This window comes from Wolbachia endosymbiont of Chrysomya megacephala (assembly GCF_008245065.1).
Taxonomy (GTDB): Bacteria; Pseudomonadota; Alphaproteobacteria; order Rickettsiales; family Anaplasmataceae; genus Wolbachia.
Window position 1 is genome coordinate 26,985 of the sequence record NZ_CP021120.1, and the last position, 18,037, is coordinate 45,021.

General features: G+C 34.6%; 9 protein-coding genes. 3 read left to right on the plus strand and 6 right to left on the minus strand.

The window, feature by feature from the left end; genetic code table 11:
* Positions 1–379 precede the first annotated feature (379 nt).
* From nth to icd, 3 genes are all read right to left on the minus strand, one after another.
* Complete coding sequence (gene nth / locus CAI20_RS00100) at positions 380–1,018, minus strand: endonuclease III (RefSeq protein ID WP_149168623.1); 639 nt, start codon at positions 1,016–1,018, stop codon at positions 380–382.
* A 14-nt stretch (positions 1,019–1,032) separates the two neighbouring features.
* Complete coding sequence (locus CAI20_RS00105) at positions 1,033–2,208, minus strand: molecular chaperone DnaJ (protein ID WP_149168624.1); 1,176 nt, start codon at positions 2,206–2,208, stop codon at positions 1,033–1,035.
* 82 nt (positions 2,209–2,290) lie between these two features.
* A complete protein-coding gene (gene icd, locus CAI20_RS00110) occupies positions 2,291–3,709 on the minus strand; it encodes an isocitrate dehydrogenase (protein WP_143689756.1) in 1,419 nt (472 codons plus the stop codon).
* Between the two features lie 145 nt (positions 3,710–3,854).
* Between icd and CAI20_RS00115 the strand changes: the two genes are divergently transcribed.
* Positions 3,855–4,349 (plus strand): RDD family protein, encoded by a 495-nt coding sequence (locus tag CAI20_RS00115; protein ID WP_143689755.1) that lies wholly within the window; start codon positions 3,855–3,857, stop codon positions 4,347–4,349.
* 78 nt (positions 4,350–4,427) lie between these two features.
* Here CAI20_RS00115 and purD read toward each other — a convergent pair whose 3' ends face one another.
* Complete coding sequence (purD, locus tag CAI20_RS00120; RefSeq protein ID WP_143689754.1) at positions 4,428–5,699, minus strand: phosphoribosylamine--glycine ligase; 1,272 nt, start codon at positions 5,697–5,699, stop codon at positions 4,428–4,430.
* Between the two features lie 33 nt (positions 5,700–5,732).
* Positions 5,733–7,013 (minus strand): serine--tRNA ligase, encoded by a 1,281-nt coding sequence (gene serS, locus CAI20_RS00125; RefSeq protein WP_026097230.1) that lies wholly within the window; start codon positions 7,011–7,013, stop codon positions 5,733–5,735.
* A gap of 127 nt (positions 7,014–7,140) precedes the next feature.
* Between serS and CAI20_RS00130 the strand changes: the two genes are divergently transcribed.
* Positions 7,141–8,475: a hypothetical protein gene (locus CAI20_RS00130; RefSeq protein ID WP_026097231.1), complete on the plus strand. Its 1,335-nt coding sequence runs from the start codon at positions 7,141–7,143 to the stop codon at positions 8,473–8,475.
* Between the two features lie 7 nt (positions 8,476–8,482).
* Positions 8,483–9,433, plus strand: coding sequence for a tRNA dihydrouridine synthase DusB (dusB, locus tag CAI20_RS00135; RefSeq protein ID WP_012481856.1), 951 nt, complete (start codon positions 8,483–8,485; stop codon positions 9,431–9,433).
* A gap of 34 nt (positions 9,434–9,467) precedes the next feature.
* Here dusB and CAI20_RS00140 read toward each other — a convergent pair whose 3' ends face one another.
* Positions 9,468–17,987, minus strand: coding sequence for a DNA-directed RNA polymerase subunit beta/beta' (locus CAI20_RS00140; RefSeq protein WP_149168625.1), 8,520 nt, complete (start codon positions 17,985–17,987; stop codon positions 9,468–9,470).
* Between the last annotated feature and the right edge of the window lie 50 nt (positions 17,988–18,037).

An 18,037-nucleotide genomic window follows, 5' to 3' on the forward strand; every position in this document is an offset into this window, starting at 1 on the left:
AAATTTATGTAGTTACTTTAAACTCAACTATACCTATCTGTAATTGTAAGCTGTACTCTTGAGCTCCTGATGCGATTTATAGCAAATCCTAAAATGCCTTGCTGTTTTTCCTTATAGACATTCAGCTTACCTTGTACATTAGTCTATCTGGATGACATTTTACTTTTTCTAGAATATAATAATTCCCTAGAAATTACCCTACTCAATTCTATTGTACCTTGTTTAACATTGAAACATGAGTCTGGAATCCAGGAATTTTTTAAGAATAAAAGTTATTCTAAGTTTTTGTTGGTAAGAAACCAGTGTCAGCTACTCGGATGACACCATCATAGAGATCAGCTACTCGGATGATAAAAGTAAGAAATATCGAAGTGTTGTGCTAGACTTTATACCTCTTACATTCAAACTCACATAAATCATGAATTATGCATGTTTCACACGAAGGTTTTTGCGCTTTGCAAACATATCTACCATGCAAAACTAGCCAATGATGAGCATAAAGCAGGTATTTTTTTGGAACCACATTCAAAAGAGACTGCTCTGTTTTAAGTACATCTTTTTCTTTCACAAGCCCAACTCTATTGCTTACTCTAAAAACATGAGTATCAATTGCCAATGTTGAAATACCAAGCCCTGAATTTAAGAACACATTAGCGCTTTTTCTCCCAACCCCTGGTAAAGATACCAAATCATCGAAATTAGTAGGCACTTTGCTATTGTACCGCTCAATCAATATTTTACTGAGCCCGATTATATTTTTTGCTTTGGAATTATATAAACCAATACTGCTTATGCATTTTCTCAGCTCACTTTGCCCAAGATTCAACATCTTTTCTGGCGTATCAGCGATACTAAATAGCTCCTTTGTAATTTTATTAACACTTATATCGGTCGTCCGCGCTGACAGAACTACTGCAATTAATAACGTAAAATGATTGGTATAATTTAGCTCTATTTTTGGCGTAGGATTTGATTGCTTGAATTTTTCAAATATCAATTCTACTTTTTTTGAATCCATGCATAGAGCTAAAACTACACTGTTTGTTGTGTAAATCCAATTTCTTGAGGTTTAAATTGCTGCTCAGTGTTGACATCAGACACATTAGTGTTCACTTCATCAAAATTCCTCTCAGCAAATTCACTTGCCACTTCTGCAAAACACTTTTTAACAAGAGGCATGATAATTGGCATTAACAGTTTTCGTGGATCATACCGTCCTAACAGATCAGTTTCCTTTTGCACTCTATCTTTTGGATCCTCTTCTAGTAAATCTTTTGTGTGCTTGTCGGCATATATTTCACAGCCTTTTGAGAAAACAGAAGCTAACGCTTCAATTAATACTGCCAATAACAATAGTGGACCAAGTATAGCCCCACCAACAGTTAATCCATTAGCAATGAAGTTTGTTGTAAGTAGATAAAAAGAAAAAGTAGCTAAAGGATAGAGCATAAGAAGCTTACTGCTTAGCATGATATAGCTCATTTTACTTGTGAATTCATCAGTGGAAATTTCTGAGTTTTTATACTTCTCCATATAATAATTTACTAATGAACCAATGACTTTATTACAAATGATATTAAATGCTATGATCCACCATGAAAAATAGCAACCTACAGTAACTGTGGTTAATAGACTTAAAGGCAGAAAACTTATTTTTGGGACAAGCAGTAGAAAATTTTTATACCCTATAAATTTCAATGCTAATTGTTTTTTATCCTCATCTACTAGATCCTTTTTGTTCCCTAGAGGAGAAATATAAGAGCGTAATTGCTCAGTATCATCATTAGCACAACCCTCATAAAGTTTTTTTTGCAATATAGAATTCAATTTTTCGTAATCCCCACCTATAGCTTCTTCACCAATCCCTAGTGTACTAAATAGCTTCTTCCTATAGTGAAACTCTCTTGCCGTTAAACGTCCATCACTTTCAGCATCAATACTGACTTTAAAACAAGGATTTCCTGATTCCAAAGGCTCAATATATTTTTTTAGTTCTTGATAAGCTTTATAAATTTGATCAAATCTATTTTTATCTCCGCCCTTGTCAGGATGATTTACAAGAATTAATTTCTTATGCTGCTTCTTCAAAATTGCGCTAAGCTCTTCATAATTCTTGTCTACAACTTGCTCAGCTTTTATTTCTAATACTTTAAACAGGTCAGCGTTATCATAAAACTCCTGACTAGTTAACTTAAAATGTTGATTCATTACTGTGCCTCACATAAATATACCATGCTATTAGCATACTACATTTTGTATTTTACACAAGCATAAACATGTTTAACTCTCATTAAGAGAAAAAACCCTCTTTCCCATCGTATAAATACAATTTGTCCATTCTCACTACATCAAAATTATGTTCCTCAAATTTGACTAGCAAGTTATTCACATCACTATTTGTAATTTCATTATTTGCAATGAACCTGCAGGTTATTTGGTCACTTAAAAATTTTGAGTTTCCTGGCGAAATCGCTAGCCCTTTTGAGTATATTGCTATAATTTGCAGATTACTTGATTCAAACAACTTCACTATTTGGTCAAAATCAGCCGGCTTACTCCAGGCAAGCGTTATATCGCTACCAACTAGCTTTCTAACTTTGTAGTCCTGTTCGTAGCTATTTTGTATTTCACTTCTTTTGCTATTTGTACTGCTACCGACTGTAAGCTCAGATAATATTGCAGACTTCTTTCCTAGATTATCTATAACAGCCTCTGCAAATTCTTTTGTACCAACTTTCTGTTTACTTTTTTTCTCTTTATATAAATCAGCAGTATGTATTCCATCCTCCAAAGTCTTCAGCCACGCATCATAAATTAGTTTTGCAGTACTCACTTGACCAATATAGACCAACATATGCACTGCAGCATTTAAAAGACCAGAAGGATTAGCTATGTCTTTTCCTGCAATATCAGGAGCAGAACCATGCACTGCTTCGAACATCGCATATTCGTTGCCGATGTTACTACTTCCGGCAAGCCCTATAGAACCTGAGGTTTGTGCGACTATATCTGATAATATGTCGCCATATAGATTCTCGGTTACTATAACATCAAAATTCTCGGGTTCTGTGGCAACACGTGCCATTCCAATATCAACTATATAATGTTCTGTCTTTATATCTTGGTATTCTTTTGCAATACGATCAAACGCTGCATGAAAAGCGCCGTCAGTCATTTTCATTATGTTGTCTTTAGTCAGGCAAGTTACTTTCTTTCTGTTGTGTTTTTTCGCATATTCAAAAGCGTACCTGCATATTTTTTCTGAACCAGATCTAGTAATAATTTTAGTGCATTGGTACGAGTCACCAGTGAGCCTATGCTCTATTCCGGTGTAAACGTCCTCTTCATTTTCACGTATTACTACAATATCAAACTTATCAAATTTATTTTCTATGACAGGATGATATGAAATGCATGGTCTGATATTTGCATACAACCCTAGATTTTTTCTGAGTGCAACGTTCAAGCTTTTGTGGCCTTTACCTTGCGGAGTTGTTGTTGGAGATTTGAGTAATATCTTTGTCCTTTCGATAGATTCCCAACCACTCGGAGAAATTCCATGAGACCATTCCTTACTATAAACACGCTCCCCTATTTCAATAATATCTATTGAGATCTCTGCTTTCGCTTCACGCAATATCGACAGCACCGCTTCCATAATTTCTGGTCCAATACCGTCACCATACGCAACTGTGATTGGTGTTGACATAACTTTCCTAACTATAAATAACTTAATGTTAATTCAAATAATAGAGTGGCACAAGCAGCTAGTATTGCCTGAATTAGAATATTTATGATTATTTAATAACATACTTTTATATTAGTTGGTAATATTGCAAAATGTAGGTGGGGTTATGGATACTGAAACGAATATTAAAGTAAATTATGCGAAAATTACTAAACGCGTTACAGCGTATGTAGTTGACCAAATAATATTTCTAGCCTTTTATTTATTCATTTTGTTCATGTTATCAGGTAAACACTATGCTGACTTTTTTAGCGATTTCTTTTCTGATACCAAGACAGCCCCTTCAGTGCAAAATGAAGTACTAGAAGCATTAATATATATAGTATTAGAAGTATTAATGATAATAAAACTTGGCTGGACTCCAGGAAAATTGTTATGTGGTATATATATAAAAGATGCAAATACACCTAAAAATGTTGCTTTAATGCAAGGAGTAATAAGAAGTACTTTTAAAGTGTTTTTATGGGTACCTTGCTATATTTCTGGTTGGTTTTTTATTTTACCAATTTTTGTTTTAATATTTGCAGTATTTGATCGACGCAAACAAACTTTCTATGATAAAATCGCAAAAACAGTAGTAATAGACTATAAACCTAGTTGATATTTTTCTTTAGTTGTCTTTATTACTGCTTGTAAAGTGATTTTTTTCGTTTCTATATTAGCTACCTGCTAGCTAACGTTAACTACCAATATCATATCTGAAGAACCCCCCTGGCCATTCTAGAGAATTTAACGCTGAGTACACTTTACTTTTAGCTTCTTCCACAGTGTTTCCTTCTCCTACTATATTTAGCACTCTTCCGCCATCGGAAATCCAATTACCACTTTCATCCAACTTAGTACCAGCATGAAAAACTAGCACACCAGGAATGTTTTCAATTTTATCCAATCCTTTAATTACCTCTCCTTTTTGATAATCACCAGGATAGCCTTTACTTGCAACAACTACACAAACTGTAGTTTTGTGATTAAACTCCACCATTTTTGTATTTAACTTGCCTTCTGCAACTGACAACATCAACTTTAGCAAATCACAATTTGGATCAAGTCTAGGTAACATAGATTGTATTTCCGGATCCCCAAACCTAACATTATACTCAAGAAGCTTTGGACTATCTTTGCAAATCATTAAACCAGCAAAGAGTACTCCTTTATAGGATGTTCCCATGTTAGTCAGTGCTTGAATTGTAGGATATATTATTTTTTGGATAATTTTTTGCTCCATCTCCTTACTTATAATCGAAGGTGATGAGTATGACCCCATGCCTCCAGTATTTTGTCCCTCGTTATTTTCACCAACTCTCTTGTAATCTTTTGCACACCCAAGGGTTACTACCTTCAACCCATCAATAAGAGCAAAAAAACTTACTTCCTCTCCAATTAAAAACTCTTCTATGATTATTTCTTCACCTGACTCACCAAGATTTTTCTCCACTAGCATTGAATCTATTGCTGAAAAAGCCTCATTTTCTGTGTGGCATATTATGACACCTTTCCCTGCTGCAATTCCATTTGCTTTAATTACAAGCGGCAATTTTATTTTATTACTACGGACAAAATTTTTAGCTAACCTTTCATCAATAAAACGTTCATACTTGGCGGTCGGTATACCATATTGTTTACATAGTTCCTTCGTAAAAGACTTTGATGCCTCAAGTTTTGCAGCTGCTTGACTTGGAGCAAAAACGTTTATCCCCTCCGCAGTTAAATCATCAGCAAGTCCATTAATTATCGGTTGCTCTGGACCAATAATTACTAGCTCTATATTTTCTTTCTTGCAAAATTGTGTAACATCCACTGAATCTTGAATATTTATATTCACAAGAACTCCAAAATTCTCCATGGCCGGGCGACCAGGAGTAACATATAACTTAGTCAAGATAGGAGACTTCTTTAGAGCCCAAAGTAAAGCATGCTCACGCCCACCAGAACCTATAACCAAAACCTTCATCTTTATTTCCTCGCTTTTCTATATATGTCAAAATTATTGTTTGCTTATAACAGTATCATTACTCATGTATCTTTGCAACACGTTTGGTATTGTAACTGACCCATCGGAATTTTGATAATTCTCCATTATGGCAACAATTGTTCTTCCTATGGCTAAAGCTGAGCCGTTTAAAGTGTGAACGTATTTTTTTGTTTTTCTGTCATTTTCTAAGAAGTATTTAGTGTTCATTCTTCTTGCCTGGAACGTACCGCAATTTGAGCAGCTTGATATTTCTCTATATTTATTTTGCTCAGGTAACCATACCTCTATGTCATAAGTCTTTTGTGCAGCAAAACCCATATCGCCACTGCAAAGTAGCATTACTCTGTACGGTAATTCTAGTTTTTTTAATATCTCTTCGGCAACACTAGTCATACGTTCAAGCTCGTCTTTTGACTGGTCTTCAGTTGTGATGCTTACCAACTCCACTTTACCAAATTGGTGTTGCCTTATCATACCTCTTGTATCTCGTCCTGCACTGCCAGCTTCTTTACGAAAACATTCTGAATATGCAGTAAAACGAATAGGCAGTTCTTTTTCTTCTATTATTTTGTCAGCAACTAAATTTGTTAAAACTACTTCACTTGTGGGAATTAATCTTAATTTATCGGTAGTTAAATATGAGTCATCAGAAAATTTTGGTAGCTGACCAACGTTATACATCGCCTCGTTTTTCACCAGGGCTGGGTGATACACCTCAGTATAGGCAAATTCATTAACATGTGTTTCCAGCATAAAATTTATTAATGCTCGTCCAAGCTTAGCTAACTGTCCTTTTAGTATTGTAAACCTTGATCCAGAAATTTTTGCTGCTTGTTCAAAATCCATCAAGCCTAACCTTTCTCCGAGTTCATAATGAAATTTTGGTGTAAAATCAAATTTTCTTCTCTTTCCATATTTTCTGATTTCTACGTTGGAGCTCTCATCTTCACCTGTTGGTACATTTTGTGCAGAAATATTTGGTAAGTTAGATAAAATATCCACTAACTTATTTTTTTCTGTTTGCTCCTTGAGGCTGATTGTCTCTATCTCACTTGTGATGCTTTTTGATAACTTTACTTGTTCTTCACATGGGCTTTTGTTCATTTTAAGCCTCTTTATTTCTTCCGTGACCTCGTTTCGTTGCTTATTTAAAGCTTGCAATTTAGTAGTCAGTGATCTTTTTTTATGGTCAATCTCTAATATTTCTTTTGCAGTAAATTCTTTCACCCCTCTGCTTTTTATTGCTTTTTCAAATCCTTTAGGGTTTTTGCGTATATGTTCTATATCATGCATATGTTGTGCTATTACTAACATCATTACTCTACTTCAAAAGCTTTGAATGCTCAATATTTTTACATATAAATGCTAATATTGATTTTACCTTCATAATTTGCTAGAATTGATAAACGTAAAATATAATATGTTAGCCATCATAGAAAGATACAATAAATCTAAAGAGAGTACTCATTTCACTAAACTTAAGGCTAGTGGAAGATTTGCTGTCTACGCTTTTTGTATATATTTGGCAACTACATTTACCATTGGCTGTTTGGGATTAATAATGGGATCTTTCCTCTTAACCTTACCACTTGCTATGCTCATCTCCAACCCTATAGCTTGGATCTTAATGGGAATAGTGCTTGCAGCGACATACAAGATGGTTATTGAACCTTTATTTTACTTGGTAAAAGGTTATGTTGATGAAAAAGGAACTGTAAAGGAAGAAAAGAGTCCAAAAGAGCAAAAATTCACAAGAAGTAAATCACTGGATAGTGGACTAGATACTATATCAAGACAAACAAATGATTCGGATCAGAGGGTACGTAGAAATTCCTATTCTCCATCTACAGATAGTGGTGTGAGTATGGGCTCAATAGAAAGTGAGCAACCTAAACAAACAAAAATTGTTCGATATAATACTACAGGTGATGGAAACTGCTTTTTTCATGCAGTGTTTGGTGATAGCAGCTCCGGTCAATATAAGGCTGAAAGAGCACAAGATATGAGAATGGAATGGAACAAATTTTTAAGTCAATTTAAATCTTTAGGTGATTCAAGTATGCCAACTCCTTTAAAGGAGCAGCTAGAAAAGGTTTTTAATATGTTTTTAAATAAGCCAGGCGATTTAACTGGTAAGTCTGATAAAATAAGGAAGTTGGTTGAACAAATGAATAAGGAAATTAAAAATGCTGAAGATAATGTAGAAAAGTTAGTGAGTAAAGCTGTTAGTAAACTTAATATATCACGCGATCAAGCTATACATAATTTAAAAGAATATGCAGAAGCTCTTTATGGCCTTGGTGAAAATGAATACAATACCCAGTATAATAGTGAATTTATTACACAATCATTCCTTAACAAACCTGAACTCTATCAAGCTTATCTTGAAGCAATAAAAAGTCAAAGTTATTTTATTTTTATTGAAGAAATTAGTATATTAGCTTCTTTAGCTAATATTGAAATTAATGTTTACTATAAAGATAACAACAGCGAGGAGCAAAAAAAGTTTGAGCCAAATCTACAAATGATAAATGATGATCAACTAAATCAGATATTTAATCGTGAGAGTTATAAATTAAATGACGAGTTGTGGGGTGATAAAAAACAAGAAACGATATACTTAACGCCTGGTCATTATGAGAGGTGCGAGGTGGTAGAGGTAGAGCCTTCTCTTATAGAGAAAGCAAATTCATTTGTGCAAGATGTTATAATAGCAGCTTGTAATAGTGTTAAAAATGCATTTTCTAGCGACTAGAAAGCCTATGTCCCTACAAATAGGAAGTTTGACGATTGATTCTCCAGTTATTTTAGCGCCAATGTCTGGAGTGACTGACTATCCATTTAGGAGTATTGTAAAGAAACTTGGTGCAAGTTTGCTAGTCTCAGAAATGATTGCAAGCAGAGCTATGATCATGCAAACTCGCCAGAGCATGCAAAAAGCAAAAGTCGATGAACTAACCGCTGTACAACTTGCTGGTTGTGAGCCTGATGTTATGGCGGAAGCTGCAAAGTTAAATGAGGGCATGGGTGCAAAAATCATAGATATAAATTTTGGTTGTCCAGTTAAAAAAGTTGTAAACGGTTACGCAGGGTCAGCACTTATGCGTGATGAAAAAAAGGCTGCTGAGATAATAGAAGCTGTAGTCAAGGCAGTGAGTGTGCCAGTTACAGTAAAAATGCGTACTGGATGGAATGACGAAAATCGTAATGCTCCGCGCTTGGCAAAAATTGCAGAAGATTTGGGAGCAAAGATGATTACTGTACATGGAAGGACAAGGGCACAGCTTTATAATGGTCAAGCAGATTGGAAATTCGTTAGAAATGTTAAAGAGCAGGTAAAAATTCCAGTTATAGTAAATGGAGATATTAAGAGTTTGAATGATGTTCAAAGTGCACTTAAAGAATCTGGGGCAGATGGAGTAATGATAGGTCGTGGTACTTACGGCAAACCTTGGCTGATTAATCAAGCAATAAACTTTTTGAGTGGAAATAAAGTTTCTGAGCCAACAGCCTCAGAGAGATTAAGCATAATACTCAAGCATTATGACAGTATTCTTGAGTACTATGGAAGCGATACAGGAATAAAGATGGCCCGCAAACATATAGGATGGTACAGTAGCGGGCTTCAAAACTCATCTGAATTTCGTGTAAGAGTAAATAACATAATAGACAGCACAGAGGTGAAAGAAAATATAATCGATTTTTTTAGTTAAAAACAGATTAAACATACTACCTCATTAGATATATTCAATTTGACTGATCATAGTGCGATGCCACCACACTCTCTTCTTCATCAGAATGTAATTGATAACTATTATCACTCAGCAATTTTTCGTCATAAGTCTCAATATCAAAATATTTTTCATATTTATCTATATTTTCACAAAGCGAAAGTGTTTTCACCTTATTCATAATCAGACCCGTACCAGCAGGAATTAACCTTCCTACTATAACATTTTCTTTTAAGCCACTCAAAGGATCACTCTTTCCGCAAAATGCTGCTTCCGTAAGTACTTTTGTTGTTTCTTGGAAAGAGGCAGCAGAAATAAAGGAATTAGTTTCAAGGCTTGCTCTAGTAATTCCCTGCAGAATAGGAAGATAATGAGCAGGTCGTTTTCCAGAGTTATTCATAGCATCATTTTCTCTATCAATTTCCAGCCTGTCAATATTTTCTCCAATTAAGTACATAGTATCACCAGGATCGGTAATTTCTACTTTTTGTAGCATTTGCTTTAAGATCACTTCTAAATGCTTGTTATCTATGCGCACACCTTGCAATCTATAAACTTGCTGTATTTCAGAAATCATATAGTGTGCTAACGCTTCTAACCCAAGCACACGTAGAATATCATGAAGATCAGGATCGCCATCCATCAATAAATCACCTTTACGCACAAAATCACCTTCATTAACTATTACATGCTTACTTCTTGATACTAAATACTCAACTGGAGAAGCTTGCTTATCTACAGGTTTAATTACTATACTGCGTTTTCCTCTACGGTCTTTTTCAGAGAACATTACATAGCCATCTATTTCACTAACGATAGCATGCTCTTTAGGACGACGTGCTTCAAATAATTCTATAACCTTAGGCAAGCCACCAGTAATATCACGAGTTCTAACTGACTCTCTCGGCGTTCTTGTGATAACATCACCTGCATGAACCTTTTGGCCATCCTGTACATTAAGCACTGCACCAACTGGTATAAAGTAACATGCTTCCACACCACTTGAAAGTGTTATTACTTTTTCATTATCATCAAGCAGTGCAATACGAGGACGTAAATTAGCTACACCAGAGTACAATTTCCAATCTTTTACTACTCTATTTGATATCCCTGTAGATTCATCCATCACTTCAGTGATTGAAATTCCATCTTTTAAATCCTGGTAAGATATTGTACCACTCTTTTCCGTAATAATAGGTAGTGTATACGGATCCCATTCTGCAACTTTATCACCAATTTTTACTAACTCACCCTCATTTACATAAAGTTTAGCACCATAAGGCACACTGTGCTTCAATTTTTCACTACCAAGGCTATCAATTAAAACGACTTCACAGGAACGGCTTATCACAATTTTATTTCCGTTTTTATCTATAATTATATTACTATTGTTTAATTTTATTCTAGCATTAATAGAAGCTATAATATTTGAGGATTCAACACCTCTAGTCATTACCCCACCTATATGGAAAGTACGCATCGTTAACTGAGTACCTGGCTCTCCAACAGATTGAGCAGCGATAACACCAACTGCTTCACCTATTGAAACAATTTTACCAGTTGCAAGGTCTCTTCCATAACACAAAGAACACACACCAGGACTTATTTCACAAGTTAAAGGCGATCTAATTTTTATAACATCAAGACCTGCAATGTTGATTTGCTTTACTTTACCTTCATCAATTAGTTCCCCTGCTTTTAATAATAACTCTTTGGTTACTGGGTTATATATATCATTTGCAGCTGTTCTACCCAGTACAACACTCTCTAGAGATGCAACTATAGTACTACCTTCAACTATAGCTCTTACAATAAGGCCATTTTTCGTTTTACAGTCATGTTTTGTAACTATGCAATTTTGAGATACATCAACCAAGCGACGAGTTAAGTATCCAGAGTTTGCAGTTTTAAGTGCAGTATCAGCTAAACCTTTACGCGCACCGTGAGTAGAATTAAAGTATTCAAATACATTTAATCCTTCGCGAAAATTAGAAATTATAGGTGTTTCTATAATTTCACCAGAAGGTTTGGTCATTAACCCTCGCATTCCTGCTAACTGCTTCATCTGGGAAGTAGAACCTCTTGCACCGGAGCTAACCATCATATATATTGAATTGTACTTACTATTTTCATCATACAGAGATATCGCTTTTAACATATCATTCGCTATTATATCTGTGCACTTAGACCACTCATCTATAACTTTATTATACCTCTCACTTTTAGTGATTAGTCCGTCTTGATACTGTGCAGAAAATTTCTTAATTTCACCCCTTGTATAATCAACGTGTGTAGCTTTAGTTTCAGGTATGACCATATCGCAACGACTAAAAGAAGTACCAGAAAATGTAGCATACTCAAAGCCAAGTGTCATCAATTTATCAGAAAATACCACTGTAGCACTTTGACCGCAGCTACGATATACTAAATCAACAATACTAGTTATTTCCTTAACTGTTAATACCTGATTTATTAAATCGAAGCTTAGATTCTCATGTTTAGGAAAAATCTGCCATAATATTAAACGTCCAGGAGTTGTACAAATAGTTTTATACTGAATGTTTCCATCGCTATTGATGTGTTCCATTTTGTACTTTATATGAGAATGAATATGCAGAGTACCGTTGTTTAAGGAATGCTCAACTTCACAAAAAGCACAAAAAAGTGGTAAATCATCCTTCTTAAGTTGCTGTAAAGTTAGGTAGTATATACCAAGCACTATATCTTTACTAGGAACTATAATCGGTCTTCCATTAGAAGGACTTAAAACGTTATTAATTGACATCATCAACACTCTAGCTTCAAGTTGAGCTTCCAATGAAATTGGCACATGTACTGCCATTTGATCACCATCAAAGTCAGCGTTAAATGCTGTACAAACAAGTGGATGAAGCTGTATTGCTTTACCTTCAATAAGGACTGGCTCAAAAGCCTGAATACCAAGCCTATGTAGCGTAGGCGCTCTATTTAGCAAAACAGGATGCTCTTTTATTACTTCTTCAAGCATATCCCAAACTTCTGGCTTTTCTGCTCTTATTAACTTACTAGCAAATTTAATAGTTGGAGCCATTCCATATATTTTAAGCCTTGAGTAAACAAAAGGCTTGAATAGCTCAAGAGCCATTCTTTTCGGTAATCCACACTGATTTAGTTTCAAAGTTGGACCAACAACTATTACAGAACGTCCAGAATAATCTACCCTTTTTCCTAAAAGATTCTGACGGAAACGACCTTGCTTTCCTTTCAGCATATCGCTAATAGACTTTTTATATCCAGTAGCGCCAGCTTTATTTACCAGAGCATTACGACGACTATTATCAAAAAGAGAATCAACTGCCTCTTGTAACATTCTTTTCTCATTACGAATCATAATCTCAGGAGGATTTAAACTTAACAATTTTCTCAATCTATTATTTCGATTAATAATAGTTCTATAATGATGATTTAAATCAGAAACTGCAGGTCGACCACTTTCAAGCGATACCAAGGGACGCAAGTCAGGTGGTAAAATAGGTATAGCTGTAAGTATCATCCACTCAGGTCTGTTTCCAGACTTGATAAAATTTTCAACAATACGTAATCTCTTTATAATTTTCTTTCTTCTCATTTCAGAAGCAACAGACTCTAACTCCTGTCTTAAATTCTTCCTAATTTCATGTAAATCAAGGCGTATTAGCAATTCTCTTATAGCTTCAACACCTTGCATAGCTATAAAGCTATCGACCCCATAGCTATCTTTAGCTTCATTATAAGCTTTCTCACTAATAATTTCACCTTTTTCAAAAGAGGAAACAAGAGGATCTATTACAACATAATTATCACTATACAAAATACTTTCGATATCTCTAAGAGACATATCTAATAATGCTCCAATTCTTGAAGGAAGTGACTTCAAAAACCATATATGAGCAACAGGAGATGCAAGCTCTATATGACCCATTCTTTCTCTTCTTACTTTAGAAGATGTAACTTCTACTCCACATTTTTCGCATATACGGCCCCTATGTCTTCTTTTTTTGTACTTTCCACATAAACATTCATCATCATTGACAGGACCAAAAATTTTAGGACAAAATAATCCACCTTTCTCAACTTTGAATGTACGGTAGTTTGCAGTTGAAACATCTGTTATCTCTCCATAAGACATACGTTTAATACTTTCAGGGCTAGCAATGGAAATGCTAACCTCATTAAAAGATTGCGCGATGTTAGTATGAGATATATCTTCAATTACTATGTCATTTTGCTTCAAATCCACATTAAAACACAAGGAACGCAACTCTTTTATCATGACATTAAAGGATTCAGGAATTCCACATTCAAAGTTACTGTCACCTTTTATTACCGATTCATAAATCTTAACCCTGCCATTAATATCATCAGACTTCACAGTTAACATTTCCTGCAAAGTGTAAGCAGCACCATAGGCTTGCAATGCCCAACATTCCATTTCACCAAAACGCTGACCACCAAAATGAGACTTTCCTCCAAGAGGTTGTTGAGTAACTAAGCTATAAGGTCCTACTGAACGCGCATGAATTTTACCATCTACTAAGTGATGCAACTTAAGCATGTACATGTAACCAACTGTAACTTTGCGATCAAACTTCTCACCCGAGCAACCATCATATAATACAACTTGCCCAGAGTTATGCAATCCAGCAAGTTCAAATAGCTTTACTATTTGTTCATCTTTTGGACCTTCAAATACAGGTGCAGTAACAGGAATGCCATCACGCAACTTATACGCAAATTCAATGAGGTGATTATCATTAATATCGCGAATGTTATTACAAATAGATAAATTACTGCCACAACTATAAACCTCAATCAGGAAGTGACGTAAACTACTGTGTGCATCTTTACAAGAGTTGAAATAATTCTCTACTAATGTAGTCAATTCATTATTTAATTCATCCTTATTAGGCGTATCTAAAATAGAAGCCGTTATTTCATCATCATTAATATCCTCAAATTTTTTATTATCAAGATATAATGCTGCAAATTTTTCAAAATCATCATCACTGAGAGATCTAATTGCCTCACAAAAAGCACGTTTGATTTTATTGATCTCATCAAGAATATTGCCTACTTTTTCTCCTAATTTTTTACAAGCCCAACCTACATGCGTTTCCAATATTTGACCTACATTCATTCGCGAAGGAACGCCAAGAGGGTTAAGAATAATATCAATAGGAGTACCATCTTCTAAATAAGGCATATCTTCTACTGGAACAACTCGAGAAATCACACCTTTATTTCCATGTCTACCAGCCATTTTATCCCCTGGCTGCAAACTATGTTTTACAGCAATAAAAACTTTTACTGACATCGACACACCTTGAGGCAGATCATAGCCTTCATGCAATTTTTCTACTTTTCGCTTAAAGTTTGCTATCGCATGTGATACTTTTTCATCAAAATCTTTTTTTAAGCTCTCAACTTGCTTAGAAATAGATTGGTTTTTCAATCCTATATCCCACCATCCCTCACGTTCAATAAAATTAATACTTTCTCGATCTTGAGAGCCAGAATTAATAAGAATTTTTCTTAATTCATCATAGAAATATTGATTAATAACATTGATTATATGGTCTCGTTCTTTCTCAAAGTCGTTTGCCTCTTTTTGTTTAATAAGAAACGCCCTTTCGTTTTCTTCTTCCCCTCTGCGTGTAAAGACCTGCACATCAATCACTATCCCTTCAATATCTGGAGATGTATATAAAGAGGAATCCACACAATCAAATGACTTTTCACCAAAAATTGTCATTAACAATTTTGTCTCAGGAGGCAATGAAAGAGAATGCTTAGGTGTAACTTTCCCCACCAAAATATAACCTGGACCAACTCTTGTACCAACCTTTACTATACCACTATCATCCAAGTGATAAAGATTTTCTTCATTAACACCGGGTATGGCACGAGTTATTTTTTCCGACCCTAAAGGAGTGTCATGTACAACACATTCAAATTCTTCTATATGAATAGAAGTAAATAGATCTTTTTTAACAACTTCACTAGAAATAATGATTGAGTCTTCAAAATTATAACCTTGCCAAGACATAAAAGCGACTAGCAAGTTTTGGCCAAGTGCCAATTCACCGTTATTAATAGCAGGACCATCAGCTATCACATCACCTTCCTTAACACAATCACCTACATGCACCAGTGGTTTCTGGTTAATACAAGTATTATGGTTAGAACGCTGAAATTTTCTTAGATGATAAATATCTACATCCAAGTAGTTAATTCCTCCTTTGTCAAAAGCACGTATAACTATAGAGTTACTATCTGAGCTGTCAACTATGCCACCACGTTTTGCTAAAACTACAGCACCAGAGCCAGAAGCTACGAAAGATTCCATGCCAGTAGCAACCAAAGGAGCAGTAGGCTTCAATAAAGGTACAGCTTGACGCTGCATATTTGAACCCATTAACGCTCTATTAGCATCATCATTTTCTAAAAATGGAATTAAAGAAGCAGCAACCGATATTACCTGCTTAGGAGATAAATCAATGTAACTTACTTGATTACTATTTACCATTACAAAGGTACCAGCATACCTACAGTATAACATATCATCAACAAAGCAGTTGTTCTCATCAAGCTTTGCGCTGGTATCGGCTATATAATATAAACCTTCATCTATAGCAGACAGATACTCAATTTGATCAGTAACAACCTTATTAACTACTTTCCTATAAGGACTTTCAATGAACCCATATTTATTAATACGAGCGTATATAGCTAAGCTATTAATTAAGCCTATATTCTGCCCCTCAGGAGTTTCAATAGGGCAAATTCTTCCGTAATGAGTTGGATGAACATCACGCACTTCAAATCCCGCCCTCTCTCTTGTTAAACCACCAGGACCTAACGCTGACAACCTTCTTTTATGTGTTATTTCAGATAATGGATTAGTCTGATCCATAAATTGAGATAATTGGGAAGAGTTGAAAAAATCTCTTAAGACATTGGTTAACACTTTTGGATTTATAAAATCAGATGGAGAGACTTTATCTAAACTAGAAGTAGACATAGAATCAACTACTGCCCGTCCCAATTTTAATAATCCAGTTCTAAATTGATTTTCTATAAACTCTCCAACTGAACGGACTCTTCTATTTGCTAAATGATCAATATCATCTACAGATCCTTGACCATCACGTAACAATACTATTTTTCTTATAATTTCAATAATGTCTTCATGTGTTAAAGTAGTTAAATTTTCCTCATAATTTAACCCAAGGCAAGAGTTAAGTTTTAATCTACCAATGTTAGACAAATCATAATATTCCGAACTGAAGAAAAGATTACGAAAAAACTCCTCTACTATCTTTAAAACAGGAACTTCACCAGGACGCAAAACCTTATATATTTCATATAGAGCGTTCTCATAAGACATGTTTTCATCTAAGAAAAGTGTGTTTAATATGTAAGGTCCAACAGAAACATTATCTATGTTCAACACTGATATTTTATCTATAGATAATAATTCAAGCTTTTTTATATCCTCTAATTTTATAGATTCACCAGCAGATAAGACTTTTGTAGAACTAGCACTATCTATTAAATCTTCTGCAAGAAATAAACCACATATAGAATCATAAGGAATTAGATACTCTTTCAATCCGTTATCATATAGATTTTTAGCTAATTTTGAAGTAATACGAACATTGGCTTTAAGTAACACATTGCCTTCAACATTCTTTAAATCAAAAGGAAGCCTCACTCCCTTGAATTTATCAGGGGAAAAAGGTACTCTCCAGCCACTTTTATGTTTTATATACTCTATTTTTTCATAAAATTTATTAAGTATGTCATTATTTGATAAGCCCAAAGCCTTTAATAAAACTGATATTGGCAACTTTCTCTTTCTATCAATACGAAAATACAAATGATCTTTAACATCAAACTCAATATCAAGCCAAGAACCTCTATAAGGAATAACTCTAGCAGAATAGATCAATTTGCCAGAATTGTAAGTTTTTCCCCTATCACTATCAAAAAACACTCCAGGAGATCTATGCATTTGTGAAACGATAACTTTCTCTACGCCATTGATGATGAAAGTACCTTTATCAGTCATCATAGGCAGTTCACAAAAGCGAACCTCCTGCTCTTCAGCAGATTTTATAACAGTTGCAAGCTTAGAATGATCATCATCTTCTTTAATCTCTTGATATTTTTCAAGAGAAACACCATCCTGCATAATAACAAGACGTATAGAAGCAATAACCTGAGCAGAAAAAGTTATACCACGTTTTATACATTCAGATTCACTATACTTAAGATCATCTACCCTACAATTCAAAAATTCGATAGTAGCCCTATGCAAAGGATCAGATATTGGAAAAATTGTATGAAAGATAGCTTCAAGTCTTTCATTACTCTCATTATTAGGAGTAAAGGAATTATATGACCCCTTTTGGACTTTAACCAAATCCAACAAAGAATCTTTTAAATCAATCGACCTGGAATAAGAAACTCTAGGAACAAAAGCACTAGAAGCACACATATAAGAAGAATCAACCATTAAAATACCTTCACTAATTAAAAGAGCTATATCAACATAAAATTAATATA